Raw genomic sequence first — 12,931 nt, 5'->3', positions numbered from 1 at the left:
GCTATCCCGCGCCCCGCCGCCGGCGGAGCCTGACATAGATTGCACCGGATCCGCCATGCTGGGGAGAGGCCTCCTCGAAGCCGATCACCACATGACGCAGGTCGGGCAGGCGCAGCCAGTGCGGCACCATGCGCCGCAGCACCCCCCGTTCCTCGAACAGGCCGCTGGTCACGGCCGCGCCGCCCTTGCCGGTGACCACGAGGACGAGCCCGTAGCCGGAGCCTTGCGCCCGATGGAGGAAGCGCAGGAGGGCAAAATGGGCCTCTTCCTGGCGCATTCCATGCAGGTCGATGACGCTGTCTACCTCCTTGCGGCCCCGACGGAGGGCTTGAAGGGTCTTGCGTTCCACCGGGGCGAGCGGGGGGAGGGCGGGTTTCGCTGGAGGCGGGAGCGGGGGCAGAACGACGGCGGGGGCCGCGACCTGTGGGGCAGGGGCCGTGGCGGGCTTATCCTCACGCTCGGGTTCGGTCGGAAGGCGCTTGCCCTTCATGGGCTTCACGTGCCTGGCCACATGAGACCAGAGCCGCTTCTCCTCGGAGCTGAGCTGGCGGGTGCGGCTTCTCTTGGTCATGAACGGGGTTTGGGCTGCAGAACCACGAAACGCACGGCATGACGCAGGAGTCCGGCGCGACGCCCCGCCTCCTCGCCGCTGCCGAAGAAGAAATCGCCCCGCGCCGGGCCGATGATGGCCGAGCCCGTGTCCTGGGCAATCATCAGCCGCCGCAAGGGCTCGGCCGCGTCGAGCGTCAGGGGCAATTGCCCGTCGAGCCAGACCGGCAGGCCATAGGCCCACAGGGAGCGGTCCACGGCGAGGCTCCGCCCGGGCACAAGCGGAGTGCCGGCGCCGCCGATGGGGCCGTCTTCCGACGCGAGCTCACGCGCCTCGCGGAAGAAGATGTAGGATTGGTTCTGCCGCATCAGGGCCTCGGCCGGCTCCGGATGGGTCTTGAGCCATCCCATGAGCTTTTCGAGCGTCATGGTCTCCAGATCCATTGCGCCCTGCTGGACCAGAAGGCGGCCGATGGAGGTGTAGGGCCGCCCGTTGCGCCCGGCATAGGCCACGCGCATCACCGAACCGTCGTCGAGACGGATCCGGGCCGAGCCCTGGACATGAATGATGAAGGCCTCGCCCGGCTCACGCAGGTAGACGATGGGGCGAGCGAGCGTCCCTAAGGCTCCCTCCTCGATGGCGGCGCGGTCAGGATACGGCTCGTAGCCATCCTTGGTGCGCCGGGCCGCCTGAAGGCCCTTGTCGAGGCCGGGCAGGGTTTCCCCCTGCAGGATCGTGACGAGATCCTCAGGCCGGTCGAGCAGGGGGACCCGATAGATGGCGTCAGGCCTGCGCGAGCCCTGGAATTCCGGCTCGTAGTAGCCGGTGAGAAAACCGTTGCCGGAATGGGGCGTGACGGCAACGGGCTGAAAATGCGTCTCGAAGAAGCGCCTTGCCTCGGTTCTGTCGAGACCGGGCGTCTTCAAGGCCTCGCGGCAGACGGCCAGGAGGTCCGCTTGCGGCGCTTGGGCCGGGCGCAGCTCGGCAGCACTGGCTTCCAGGGCGCGGCAGGAGCGCAGAAAGGCCCCGAAGGCGGCAGCGTGATCGTCCGCTTCCCAGCCTGCGAGATCCTGGAAGGGCAAGGGCTCAAGACGCGCCTGATCGGCCAGCGCCGATGCTACGCCAGCGGACATGGTCAGCGCCCAGACGAGAGAGCAAGCAAGGAGGGCCCGCCCGGCATGCCTCATTGCCCCGCTTCGGTCGCCACGAGCTGCCAATTCGGATCACGGCTGCCGAGGGTGCGGGCGAAGGTCCACACGTCGGTGACGTCGGCCACGGTCTCGGGGCTGCCGTCGACCACGTTGCCGGAGGAATCGCGGGTCGCCGTGATGAGCTTGGAGAGGAAGCGCACGACGATCTGGGCCGTCTTCCCCTGCAGCTCGGCGCCGGCCATCTCGGCCCTGTCGATGGACACGAAAGTGGTCTCCACCGTCTCGCCCCGGCGCTCGCGCTCGGTGATCGCCCGCTCGAAACCTTCGTAGACGTCGCGGGAGAGAAGATCCTTGAGGGTCTTGCGGTCGCCCTGCGCGAAGGCGGTCACGATCATTTCGTAGGCTGACTTGGCGCCTTCCAGGAACTCGGCCGGATCAAATCCTGGCTCCGCGCGGGCGATGCCGTCGAGAGCCTGGGCCTTCGGCGTGCCGGGCTCGGCAATACCCTTCCAGCGCTCGGCCGGAGGGACATCGGTCGCGGGACGGGCTCCGTTGGCGCCGGGCAGGCGCACCACATTGTGATCGGGCTCGGCCGGCGCATTGCTCGGACGCAGGGGCGCATCCCGGCGCGACATCGGGTCGAAAGGCGGTTGCTCGTTGCCGGTCTTCTGCCCGAGGACGGAGCGCAGACGCCAAATCACGAAAACGGCGAGTACGATAAAAATGAGGGTCGTGATGTCGAAGGAATCCTGCATCGTCGATCCGTTGTGAGCCTGCCCGTGCCCGGTTGTCGCCAGGCGTTGTATGGAGGAGGCGAAGGTGTCATCCTTCGCATATGGGGTCTTGAGGTCGTAACATCCACCTCTCCCCCCGACAAGCGAATGAGTCGGCTGAAATCTTGCTTCATGTTGGAGAAGCTGATAGCGCGAAGATCCATGGCCCGAAGCGAGCCGGCGCTTTGCCTGACGACGTGTTTCGTCCGGGCCCGACAAGACACCCCTGAGGGAGCATGAACCCATGGCCGAGAACCCGGCAAACAACGGAGCGCCCGCGCTCAACGCCCTTGCGCAGTATTGCAAGGACTTTTCCTTCGAGAACCCCAACGCCCCCCGGTCTCTGCAGCAGCAGTCGGAAGGCCCGCAGATCAACCTGCAGGTCAACGTGAATGCCAAGCAGCTCGCCGAGGCCGATTTCGAAGTCGACCTGACCCTCGAGGGCGATGCCAAGATCGGCGGCAAGGACGTGCTGTTCGCCTTCGAGCTGACCTATTCGGGCGTGTTCCGGATCCAGAACATCCCGCAGGAGCAGCTGCACCCGGTGGTGATGATCGAGTGCCCGCGCCTGCTGTTCCCCTTCGCCCGCCAGATCGTGGCCGATGCGGTGCGCAACGGCGGCTTCCCGCCCCTCTACATCGACCCGATCGACTTCGTCGCCCTCTACCGCCAGCGCGCCGCCGAAGTGCAGGCCCAGCAGAACGGCGGCGGTCCGACGCTGTCGTAAGCGTTCGAACCATCGACGGTTTCAAGATCGGGCGAGGCGGGCTTCCGTCTCGCCCGATTTTTTGCGCAATGAGCTTCTCAGAGCTTGGCAGACCGTTCACCATCTTCGGCGTCACCGGTCTTGTGCCGGTGACGCCGCCTCTGTAGAGCGCGGCGCTTCAAGTAATCGAGATGGCCGGCACAGGGCCGGCCATGACGTGGAAACGGTCGATCCCTCTGAGGACGAACGTCGAAGTCGGTTTGGTTAAGAAGCTTCCGGCGTGGTCTCGCCGAGATATTCGCGCCAGAGCGAATTGGGTCCGAGCTGCTGAATAAAGGCGTCATGGGCCGCGCGCTCGGCCTCGGTCAGGCGCGAGATCAGGGTGCGGGGGCGCGCATCGCGAGCGGCCGCGGCCTGGCGGGCTGCGGCCGTCCGCGCGGCAGGCTGGAGCGAGAGGTCGAAGCCGACCTGCCGCCCGCCGATCAGCTCGATGTAGACCTCGGCCAGGATCTCCGCATCGAGGAGTGCCCCGTGCTTGGTGCGCCTGGAATTGTCGATCCCGTAGCGCGAGCAGAGGGCATCGAGGTTGTTCGCCGCGCCTGGATGCTTGCGCCGCGCCATCGAGAGCGTGTCAACCACGTCGGGCAGGTTGAACGGCGGGTGTCCGGTGCGGGCGAATTCCGCGTTGAGGAAGCCGATGTCGAAGGCGGCGTTGTGGATGACGAGCCGCGCATCGCGGACGAACTCGGCGAATTCATCGGCGATGGCCGCGAAGACGGGCTTGTCCTTGAGGAACTCGTCGGAGAGCCCGTGGACCGCGAAGGCGCCGGGCGAAACCGGGCATTCGGGATTGATGTAGACGTGATAGCTCTTGCCCGTCGGGATATGGTTGAGCAGCTCGACGCAGCCGATTTCGATCACCCGGTCGCCGTTGGCGTGACTGGTGCCGGTGGTTTCGGTATCGAGAACGATTTCACGCAACATCAGGAAAACTCTTCATCGAAAATGGTGACGCCGCCCGGGCCGCCCGGCGAGACAAGCGAGGATCGACCGCACCTGCGCCTCGGCCGAGTCAAAGCCGCGACTGGTGTCGATCAGGAAATGAGCGCGGGCTCGCTTATCGGCGTCCGGCATCTGCTTGGCCAGGATGGCACGAAATTTCTCTTCCGTCATTCCCGGGCGGGCCATGACGCGGTCGCGCTGGACGGAAGCCGGCGCGGTGACCACCAGAACCGCATCGCAACGCGTTTCCCCCGCGGTCTCGAACAGGAGGGGGATATCCAGGACAGCGATAGGCGAGAGAACCGACGCTTTCTCAAGAAATTTTTCCTCTTCGTCCCGCACCAGCGGATGCACGATGGCCTCCAGCTGCCTCATGCTTTCCGGGTTGTCGAGAACCATGGCCCCCAACTTGGGCCGGTCGACGGCCCCGTCCGCGACCGTGCCGGGAAAGGCTTTCTCGATCAGCGGAGCGGCGCGGCCGCGATAAAGCCCATGCACGGTGGCGTCGGCATCGTGGACCGGCACGCCGAGCCTGCGGAAGAGATCGGCTGTGGCCGATTTTCCCATGCCGATGGAACCGGTAAGGCCGAGCACGAAGGTCATCGGTGACCCTCGATGTCGGCCAGGATCAGCGCCCGCAGTTCGGGGGTCACCTCCGGGGTCACGCCGAACCAGCGCTTGAAGCCCGGCACGGCCTGATGCAGCAGCATGCCCAAGCCGTCGACGGTTCTCAAACCCTGCGCGGCCGCAGCCGAGAGGAGCGGAGTCTCGAGCGGAACATAGACGATATCCGCCACGGCCGCGTTGCGCGGCACCCGGGACAGATCGAGCGTGAGGGGAGGCTGGCCCGCCATGCCGAGCGACGTGGTGTTGACGATAAGTTGGGCATGCGGGATGACGCGCCCAAGGGCTTCCCACGCCGAGGTCTCAAGAGCGACTGAACTGCCCGGTCTCAGGTCGCGCACCAGGTCTTCGGCTTTCGATAGGGTGCGGTTCGCCACGAGGATTCGCTTCAGCGGCCGGTCCTGGAGCCCCGCCACCACGGCACGCGCTGCCCCACCGGCGCCGAGCACGAGAGCGGTGTCCACATCCTGTTCCCAGCCTTTCCCCAGGCTGGCATCGAGATGGGCCATGAAGCCGATGACGTCGGTGTTGTCGCCCCAGATCACCCCGTCCTCGAACCAGAGGGTGTTCACGGCTCCGACACGCTCGGCCCGTTCCGTCCGACGCTCGACACTCAGGAAAGCCATTTCCTTGTGCGGAATGGTGACGTTGCCGCCGGCGAAGCCCTGCGACCGGAAGTCCTTCAGAAAGTCCCCGAACTTCACAGGCGCTACATCGATGCGCTCATAGGAGCCGTCGATCCCATACTGCTTCAACCAGTAGCCGTGGATCAGCGGCGAGCGGGAATGCTTGATCGGATGGCCGACGACGAAGGCCTTCGTCATGACGTCAAATCCTTAAAGGGCGAGGCTGCCGAGACGGCGCAGGGAGGCGAGAAGCGGAAGGAGAGGGAGCCCCAGGATCGTCGAATGGTCCCCCTCGACCGACTCGAAGAGATGAATGCCGAATCCTTCGAGCTGGTAAACGCCGACGCTTTTGAGCACATCCGGTCCAGCCAGGTCGAGATAGAGATCGATGGCCTGCTCGGTCAGGGGCCGCATGGTAAGATGGGCGCTTGCGGCAAAGCGCTCGATCACCTGCCCGCCGACTGCGATGGCCCCGACCGAATGCAGGGCGTGGCGACGGCCCGACAGGGCCATGAGATGAGCTTTGGCCGCCTCGCGATTGGCAGGCTTGTGAAACACCGCACCCTCGCATTCGAGAACCTGATCCGCCCCGAGGACGACCCGTTCCAGATGGCGGCGGCTGACCGCAAGCGCCTTTTCCGCCGCGAGGTGCCCGGCGAGCGCCGGCGGATCGAGCGCCTCATGGGCAGCCGCGTCCTCGACGGCCCGCTCGTCGATGCCGGAATTCTGGGTCTCGACGGGAAGTCCCGCGCTCACTAGCAAGGCAAGCCGCGTCGCGCTCGTGGAGGCGAGGAGAAGCTTTTCGGCATGGGTCCAGAGTACCGGCACGAATCTATTCCGCAATGAAGCGCAGGCGATGGTCGCGATAGTGATCGATGATGGCGGCCGCCGTCTCCTCGATGGAGCGTCGGGTCACGTCGATCACCGGCCAGCCGTTGCGGGCGAAGAGCCGCCGCGAAGCTGCGAGTTCTTCCGCAACGGCGTCACGATCCACATAGGACGTATCGTCGTCCGCGTTGAGGCTGAGCAGACGGTTCTGCCTGATCTGCACGATCCGTTCCGGAGTCGCCACGAGGCCGACGATCAACGCTTTCTTCGCCGTTTCGAGGACCGCCGGCGGCGGCACGCCGGGAACGAGAGGAATATTCGCCGTCTTCAGGCCGCGGTTGGCGAGATAGACGGCCGTCGGCGTCTTCGAGGTGCGGCTCACACCCACCAGGATCACGTCCGCCTCATCGAGGTCGTGCGGCAGGTGACCATCGTCGTGCAGCAGCGTGAAGTTCATCGCGTCGATGCGCTTGAAATATTCCGCGTTCAGCATGTGCTGCGCGCCGGGCCGGGCCGTCGAATGGGTGCCGAGATAGGAGGAGAGCAGGGCGTGCACCGGCTCCAGCACGGACAGATGAGGCGACCCCGTGTTGCGGCAGACCTCCTCGAGCCGGTGGGCCAGATCCTGCTCCACCAGGGTATAGAGAACGATGCCCGGTGCGGTCTCGATCTCGCTGATCACGCGCTCCAGCTGCGTGTTGGAGCGCACGAGCGGATAGACATGCTCGATGGCGGCCACGCCCTCGTATTGCGCCACCACCGCGCGGGCGACGGTGATCAGCGTTTCGCCGGTCGAATCCGACACGAGATGAAGATGAAAATAGCTGCGGCCCACGGCGGAGGCCCTCCATGGAGAGGAGTCGATCAGTGTGGATAAAACGCCTGAGTCCGGAGGTCCAGCCGAGAGGCCTGTGGGATTCGCCCCGATCCATCAACAAGGCTCGTCGTTGTGCGAGTCTCAAGAGACCGATTTGGGAGAATCCGGCACGAATCAGCACCAAGAATTCGATTCAGATCTGGTTAATCTTCGTTAACGGGCTGTTAAGATTTAAGAATTCGGAAAGGATTGTGACATCCCCGCCCCATCCGTTAATGACCCGTTAACGGCTCGGGCCGTGTGGACCGTCTGTGGACGGGCTTGCGGCTTTGCGATTCACGGCCCAAGAGAAACATCAGATTCTTAGATTCAAAGATTATATTTTTAAGAGAGGGCCTGTGAGCGAGCGTCCCACCAAAGCGATCCTGCGCGTGCTGAACGGCGAGCCGGTCTGGCCGCTCCCGATCTGGATCATGCGTCAGGCCGGCCGTTATCTGCCGGAATACCGCGAGACCCGGAAGCAGGCCGGCTCCTTCCTCGACCTCTGCTACACGCCGAGGCTTGCCGAGGAGGTGACGCTTCAGCCGATCCGCCGTTTCGGCTTCGATGCCTCGATCCTGTTCTCCGACATCCTGGTCATTCCCCATGCCCTGGGACAGGACGTGCGCTTCGTCGAGAACGAGGGACCCAAGCTCGATCCGGTGACCTCGCAGGCAGATTTCTCGCGGCTTTCTGAGGAGCTGCCGCTGGAGCGGCTCGACCCGGTCTTCGAGACCCTCGACCGTCTGAGCAAGAGCTTGCCCAAGGAGACGACGCTGCTCGGCTTCTGCGGCGCGCCCTGGACCGTGGCGAGCTACATGATCGCCGGCAAGGGCACCCCCGACCAGGCGCCCGCCCGGCTCACCGCCTATCGTGACCCGGTCTTCATGGATGCGTTGATCGACAGGCTGGTGCGCGCCTCGACCGCCTATCTCATCCGCCAGATCGACGCTGGCGCCGAGGCGGTGCAGATCTTCGAGAGTTTCGGGTCGGCCCTGCCGCCCGCTCTCTTCGATCGGCTGTCCCTGAATCCGATCCGGCGGATGGTGGAGGGCCTGAAAAGCGCCCGTCCCCGGGCGAAGGCGATCGTCTTCGTGCGCGGTGGCGGCGCCAATCTCCACCGTTTCGCTTCGGCCGGGATCGGCGACGCGCTCGCCCTCGACTGGACCCTCGATCCGGCCGTCGTGCTGCCGACCCTGCCGAACAGTGTCGCGACCCAGGGCAATCTCGATCCCCTTGCGCTGATCGCCGGCGGAGCGGCTTTGACTGACGGTATCGACCGCATTCTGGACGCGGTGCGCGGACGCCCGCACATCTTCAATCTGGGGCACGGCATCCTGCCGGAGACGCCGATCGAGCACGTCGCCCAGATGATCGCTCGCGTGCGGGGGGCCTGAACGTCATGCTCTATCTCTGGCTCAAGGCGTTCCACGTGATCGCCGTCATCGCGTGGATGGCCGGCATGCTCTATCTGCCGCGCCTCTTCGTCTATCATTGCGACGCCCCGAAGGGCTCGATCCAGTCCGAGACCTTCAAGATCATGGAGCGGCGCCTGCTCAAGGCCATCATCAACCCGGCCATGGCAGTGACCTGGGTGCTGGGCCTGTATCTGATCTGGGACGGTGGCTGGTACCGCTCCGGCTGGCTGCACGCGAAGGTGCTGCTCGTGCTCATCATGTCCGGCCTGCACGGCGTCTATGTGCGCCGGCTCAAGGAATTCGCCGCTGACAAGAACACGAAGCCGGCAAAGTATTATCGCATCCTCAACGAGGTTCCGACGGTGCTCCTGATCGGCATCGTGATCCTGGTGATCGTGAAGCCGTTTTGACGTCTTCGAGACAGTGTCATCCCGGACGGCGTAGCCGATCCGGGATCGCGGGACGAGAGCGGCGTTCATCACCCCTCCCTCAGGGAGAGGGGGCCTCAGCGCCACCATTGTCATAAGGTTCTGGTTTTCGCCAAGCTTCGCCCGAAATGACCCTTTTGGAGGTCCATCCGTTAAAGCCTCTTGAGCCCGGGCCCGAATAGGGCTAAATAAGAGTTCTCTTCCTCTAAAGACAGGTGCGCTGCACGGGGCCCGAAGGGCTCTCTCTCAAGTCACCCTCGTGAACTGAGCGGCCCTGTCGAAAACATCCCCGATCTCACCGCGTACAGCTCTTTCTGCCCGCGATTTTACCCCGAGAGTGTTCCCCGATGAGGGAAATCAAGCTTCAAGACCTTAAATCCAAGACACCCACCGAACTCATTGCCTTCGCCGAAGAGCTCGAGGTCGAGAACGCGAGCACCATGCGCAAGCAGGAGCTCATGTTCGCCATCCTCAAGCAGCTGGCGGCGCGCGAGGTGGAAATCATCGGCGCCGGCGTTGTCGAGGTGCTGCAGGACGGCTTCGGCTTCCTGCGCTCGGCCGATTCGAACTATCTGCCCGGCCCCGACGACATCTATGTCTCGCCGAGCCAGATCCGGAAGTTCGGCCTGCGGACCGGCGACACGGTGGATGGCCCGATCCGCGGTCCGAAGGAGGGCGAGCGCTACTTCGCCCTGCTCAAGGTCAACACGATCAATTTCGAGGATCCGGAGAAGATCCGGCACAAGGTTCACTTCGACAACCTGACGCCGCTTTTCCCGCACGAGCGCTTCAAGCTCGAACTCGACGATCCGACGCGGAAAGATTTCTCGCCGCGCATCATCGACATCGTGTCGCCCATCGGCAAGGGTCAGCGCGCGCTCATCGTGGCGCCGCCCCGCACCGGTAAGACGGTGCTGATGCAGAACGTCGCGCAGTCGATCACCACCAATCATCCCGAGTGCTACCTCATCGTGCTGCTCATCGACGAGCGCCCGGAGGAAGTGACCGACATGCAGCGCTCCGTGAAGGGCGAGGTCGTGGCCTCCACCTTCGACGAGCCGGCGACCCGCCACGTGCAGGTGGCCGAGATGGTGATCGAGAAGGCCAAGCGCCTGGTGGAGCACGGCCGCGACGTGGTCATCCTGCTCGACTCGATCACGCGTCTGGGCCGCGCCTACAACACGGTCGTGCCGTCATCCGGCAAGGTGCTCACCGGCGGTGTCGACGCCAACGCCCTGCAGCGCCCGAAGCGCTTCTTCGGTGCGGCGCGCAATATCGAGGAGGGCGGTTCGCTCACCATCATCGCCACCGCGCTCATCGATACCGGCTCGCGCATGGACGAGGTGATCTTCGAAGAGTTCAAGGGCACCGGCAACTCGGAAATCATCCTCGATCGCAAGGTGGCCGACAAGCGCACCTTTCCGGCCATCGACATCACCCGGTCGGGCACCCGCAAGGAAGAGCTGCTGGTCCCGTCGGACACCCTCAAGAAGATGTACGTGCTGCGCCGCATCCTCAATCCGATGGGCACGGTCGATGCCATCGAGTTCCTGCTCGACAAGCTGCGCCAGACCAAGTCGAACCAGGAATTCTTCGATTCGATGAACACCTGAGGCGGAACGTCCGCCTGCGGAAATTTGACCCCATCCTCTCAAGTCGAGAGGGTGGGGTTTTTGTTTGCGCTCACAACACGTCCATGAGCCACAGGATGATCAGCGTCACAACGGCCGAGATCAGGAGCGAGCCTGCGCAGCCCAGGCGGTTCGAGAAGAAGAAAAAAATCGCCGCTTTCCTGACGCCTCATCCCTTCGAAGCCGAACCGGTGCCGGCGCTCAGCATTGCCCGCACCTGCGCCTTCAACCCATCCGCATCCGTCACCGGCAGCGAGCAGCGCATCCCGGCACAGACGAGGGCTCGAGCATCGGACCCAAAAGTGGGATGCACTTTTGGGATCCGATCCGATGCTCCATTTTTGGAGGAGCGCATCGTTGGGGCGGAAAACTGGGTCCACTTTTCGCTAGCGCGGCCCGCTGGGTCCGCACGATGCGCTCGTGGCTCCGTGCTGGAGGAGGCGAGGGCCTTGGCCGGGTGATTGTCGTCGAGGGCGTCGTCTGCTTGCAGACGGCGGACGCTGCGGATCGGGTAGGGGATTGTCAGCCCGGTGTCGAACAGGGCGTCGGCATCGTTTCCCGTGACGAGGATGGTCAGGCCCCGCAGGTGCAGGTCGAGGGCGTTGAGGATCGACGTATGGCCCAGCGGGGCCGAGCGGGCGATCCCTATGAGCCGGCTCAAGACATCCGAGGCCCGTTGAGTATCGCTGTCGGTCTTGGTGAGCTGCGTCAGACGAACCAGGGCTTCGGCAAAGAGCCCGTTGGCGTTGGGGACCGCATCGTCCTGGGTCGGCTGCGGCCGGACCACCAGAGGGTCCGCGTCCCTGGCCGTCATGGCGAGGGCACCGGTCTCTTCGTCCAGGTAATCGGAGAGCAACCGGTCGCGCCACATCTCTGCATCTCGCAGATAGGCGCGGTCGGATGTCGTCTCGAAGAGTGCCAGCGCCGCCCGCATCATGGCCGCGTGGTCGAGGGCGAAACCTGGAAAGATCAGCGCATCGCCGCGCCAGGAGTGACCAAGGCGGCCGTCGCGGGTCATCGCTTCCGTGATGAAACGATAGGCCCGCCGGGCGAGGGTGATCCATTCGGGCCGGTCGAGCAGAGGAGAGGCCCGCACCAGCGCGCCGATCATGAGCCCGTTCCAGTCCGCCAGCACCTTGTCGTCGAGGCCGGGTCTGACCCGGGTCGAGCGCCGCTCCAGAAGTTTTGCACGCATGACGGCGAGCCGCTCTTCAACGCTTCGCGGCGCTTCCCCGGAGACGAGCCGGTTCGGGATATTGCGGCCCTCGAAATTTGCCGCTTCGGTGATGTCGTAGACCTTGGCGAAGAAGGCCGCATCCTCCTCTCCTAGAACGTCCTGGATCTCGCCGAGGCTCCAGACATAGAAGCGGCCCTCCTCGCCTTCGGAATCCGCGTCGAGGCTGGACGCGAAAGCACCTTCGGGAGTGGTCATCTCCCGCTGGAGCCAGGTGACGATCCCCTCGGCCGCGTCCCTGAACAGGGTGCGGCCGGTCTCCACGAAGGCGAGGGCATAGAGCTCCAGAAGCTGGGCGTTGTCGTAGAGCATCTTCTCGAAATGCGGCACGAGCCAGCGCTCGTCGACGGAATAGCGGGCAAAGCCGCCGCCGAGATGATCGTGGATGCCGCCGAGCGCCATCCGCTCCAGAGTGAGGAGGAACCGTCTCTTCGCTTCTCCGTCGTCGGTGCGACCGGCATAGCGGTAGAGGAATTCGAGGATCGGCGGATTGGGAAATTTCGGAGCCCCCTGCAGCCCGCCGTTCTCCGTGTCGATCAGCTCGGCGAGGCGAGTACCCAAGCGGTCGAGATCGTCGAGGCCGAGGGTGCCGCCGTCGCTCTTGTCGGTCCTTGCGAGATGCTGCTTGATCGCGTCCCGGTTCTTGAGGATGCGTTCCGGTTCCGCATGGTACAGACGCGCGATCTCGCGCAGGACGGCGACGAAGCCCGGCCGACCGAAACGCGGCTCCTTCGGGAAATAGGTGCCGCCCCAGAACGGCTCGCCCTCCGGGGTCAGGAACATGGTGAGCGGCCAGCCGCCGGGCTCGCCCAGGAGGTGCAGGGCGCTCATATACACGTGGTCCACATCAGGCCGTTCTTCGCGATCGACCTTGATGTTGACGAAGAGCTCGTTCATGACCGCGGCCACGTCGGGATCCTCGAAACTCTCATGGGCCATCACGTGGCACCAGTGACAAGCGGCATAGCCGATGGAGATCAGGATCGGCTTGTGAAGCCGCCTGGCTTCTGCCAGGGCTTCGGGACCCCATTCCCACCAATGGACAGGATTGTCCCTGTGCTGCAGAAGGTAAGGGGAGCTGGCCTCGCTCAGGCGGTTCATGGT

The 12,931-nt window shown here is 64.7% G+C and carries 13 protein-coding genes; 4 read left to right on the top strand and 9 right to left on the bottom strand.

Annotated elements, in window-relative coordinates:
- Position 1 precedes the first annotated feature (1 nt).
- The 3 genes from DDF70_RS07055 to DDF70_RS07045 are packed head-to-tail and all read right to left on the bottom strand — an operon-like array spanning position 2 to position 2,456.
- Positions 2-571, bottom strand: coding sequence for a Smr/MutS family protein (locus tag DDF70_RS07055; protein ID WP_114944168.1), 570 nt, complete (start codon positions 569-571; stop codon positions 2-4).
- Complete coding sequence (gene mltA / locus DDF70_RS07050) at positions 568-1,683, bottom strand: murein transglycosylase A (protein WP_245435400.1); 1,116 nt, start codon at positions 1,681-1,683, stop codon at positions 568-570. Before mltA ends, DDF70_RS07055 begins: the two co-directional genes overlap by 4 nt.
- A 50-nt stretch (positions 1,684-1,733) precedes the next feature.
- Positions 1,734-2,456, bottom strand: a complete 723-nt coding sequence (locus DDF70_RS07045; RefSeq protein ID WP_114944166.1) for a Tim44/TimA family putative adaptor protein — start codon at positions 2,454-2,456, stop codon at positions 1,734-1,736.
- A gap of 262 nt (positions 2,457-2,718) precedes the next feature.
- Here DDF70_RS07045 and secB point away from each other — a divergent pair, with 262 nt between their 5' ends.
- Entirely contained in the window at positions 2,719-3,201 is a 483-nt protein-coding gene (secB, locus tag DDF70_RS07040; RefSeq protein WP_114944165.1) for a protein-export chaperone SecB, read from the top strand.
- A 243-nt stretch (positions 3,202-3,444) separates the two neighbouring features.
- Here the strand turns inward: secB and dnaQ are convergent, their stop codons facing one another.
- The 5 genes from dnaQ to DDF70_RS07015 are packed head-to-tail and all read right to left on the bottom strand — an operon-like array spanning position 3,445 to position 7,095.
- On the bottom strand, positions 3,445-4,164 hold the full coding sequence (dnaQ, locus tag DDF70_RS07035; RefSeq protein WP_114944164.1) for a DNA polymerase III subunit epsilon: 720 nt from the start codon (positions 4,162-4,164) through the stop codon (positions 3,445-3,447).
- A 12-nt stretch (positions 4,165-4,176) separates the two neighbouring features.
- Positions 4,177-4,785: a dephospho-CoA kinase gene (gene coaE, locus DDF70_RS07030; RefSeq protein WP_114944163.1), complete on the bottom strand. Its 609-nt coding sequence runs from the start codon at positions 4,783-4,785 to the stop codon at positions 4,177-4,179.
- Complete coding sequence (locus DDF70_RS07025) at positions 4,782-5,630, bottom strand: shikimate dehydrogenase (RefSeq protein ID WP_114944162.1); 849 nt, start codon at positions 5,628-5,630, stop codon at positions 4,782-4,784. The genes coaE and DDF70_RS07025 overlap by 4 nt, the downstream gene beginning before the upstream one ends.
- 12 nt (positions 5,631-5,642) lie before the next feature.
- The gene (locus tag DDF70_RS07020; RefSeq protein ID WP_114944161.1) at positions 5,643-6,260 is read right to left on the bottom strand and encodes a Maf family protein; all 618 of its coding nucleotides are present in this window, start codon (positions 6,258-6,260) and stop codon (positions 5,643-5,645) included.
- A gap of 4 nt (positions 6,261-6,264) precedes the next feature.
- Complete coding sequence (locus DDF70_RS07015) at positions 6,265-7,095, bottom strand: pyruvate, water dikinase regulatory protein (RefSeq protein WP_114944160.1); 831 nt, start codon at positions 7,093-7,095, stop codon at positions 6,265-6,267.
- Between the two features lie 380 nt (positions 7,096-7,475).
- On the opposite strand from DDF70_RS07015, the gene hemE reads away from it, so the two are divergent.
- The 3 genes from hemE to rho all read left to right on the top strand — a co-directional run bounded on the left by hemE (position 7,476) and on the right by rho (position 10,575).
- Positions 7,476-8,513, top strand: coding sequence for a uroporphyrinogen decarboxylase (gene hemE / locus DDF70_RS07010; protein ID WP_114944159.1), 1,038 nt, complete (start codon positions 7,476-7,478; stop codon positions 8,511-8,513).
- 5 nt (positions 8,514-8,518) lie between these two features.
- Positions 8,519-8,944: a protoporphyrinogen oxidase HemJ gene (gene hemJ, locus DDF70_RS07005; protein WP_114944158.1), complete on the top strand. Its 426-nt coding sequence runs from the start codon at positions 8,519-8,521 to the stop codon at positions 8,942-8,944.
- A gap of 365 nt (positions 8,945-9,309) precedes the next feature.
- Positions 9,310-10,575, top strand: a complete 1,266-nt coding sequence (gene rho, locus DDF70_RS07000; protein ID WP_114944157.1) for a transcription termination factor Rho — start codon at positions 9,310-9,312, stop codon at positions 10,573-10,575.
- 187 nt (positions 10,576-10,762) lie between these two features.
- Here rho and DDF70_RS06995 read toward each other — a convergent pair whose 3' ends face one another.
- Entirely contained in the window at positions 10,763-12,928 is a 2,166-nt protein-coding gene (locus DDF70_RS06995) for a thioredoxin domain-containing protein (RefSeq protein ID WP_425374060.1), read from the bottom strand.
- Between the last annotated feature and the right edge of the window lie 3 nt (positions 12,929-12,931).

Source organism: Microvirga calopogonii, from assembly GCF_003347665.1.
Taxonomy (GTDB): domain Bacteria; phylum Pseudomonadota; class Alphaproteobacteria; order Rhizobiales; family Beijerinckiaceae; genus Microvirga; species Microvirga calopogonii.
Note: the sequence above shows the minus strand (reverse complement) of the source record. Positions and strands in the feature narration are given on the sequence as shown.

Excerpts from the sequence above, each read along its gene's own strand:
- secB (WP_114944165.1), top strand. The coding sequence starts at position 2,719 with ATGGCCGAGAACCCGGCAAACAACGGAGCGCCCGCGCTCAACGCCCTT.
- rho (WP_114944157.1), top strand. The coding sequence starts at position 9,310 with ATGAGGGAAATCAAGCTTCAAGACCTTAAATCCAAGACACCCACCGAA.
- DDF70_RS07045 (WP_114944166.1), bottom strand. The coding sequence starts at position 2,456 with ATGCAGGATTCCTTCGACATCACGACCCTCATTTTTATCGTACTCGCC.
- hemJ (WP_114944158.1), top strand. The coding sequence starts at position 8,519 with ATGCTCTATCTCTGGCTCAAGGCGTTCCACGTGATCGCCGTCATCGCG.
- DDF70_RS06995 (WP_425374060.1), bottom strand. The coding sequence starts at position 12,928 with ATGAACCGCCTGAGCGAGGCCAGCTCCCCTTACCTTCTGCAGCACAGG.
- dnaQ (WP_114944164.1), bottom strand. The coding sequence starts at position 4,164 with ATGTTGCGTGAAATCGTTCTCGATACCGAAACCACCGGCACCAGTCAC.
- DDF70_RS07025 (WP_114944162.1), bottom strand. The coding sequence starts at position 5,630 with ATGACGAAGGCCTTCGTCGTCGGCCATCCGATCAAGCATTCCCGCTCG.
- coaE (WP_114944163.1), bottom strand. The coding sequence starts at position 4,785 with ATGACCTTCGTGCTCGGCCTTACCGGTTCCATCGGCATGGGAAAATCG.
- mltA (WP_245435400.1), bottom strand. The coding sequence starts at position 1,683 with ATGTCCGCTGGCGTAGCATCGGCGCTGGCCGATCAGGCGCGTCTTGAG.
- DDF70_RS07055 (WP_114944168.1), bottom strand. The coding sequence starts at position 571 with ATGACCAAGAGAAGCCGCACCCGCCAGCTCAGCTCCGAGGAGAAGCGG.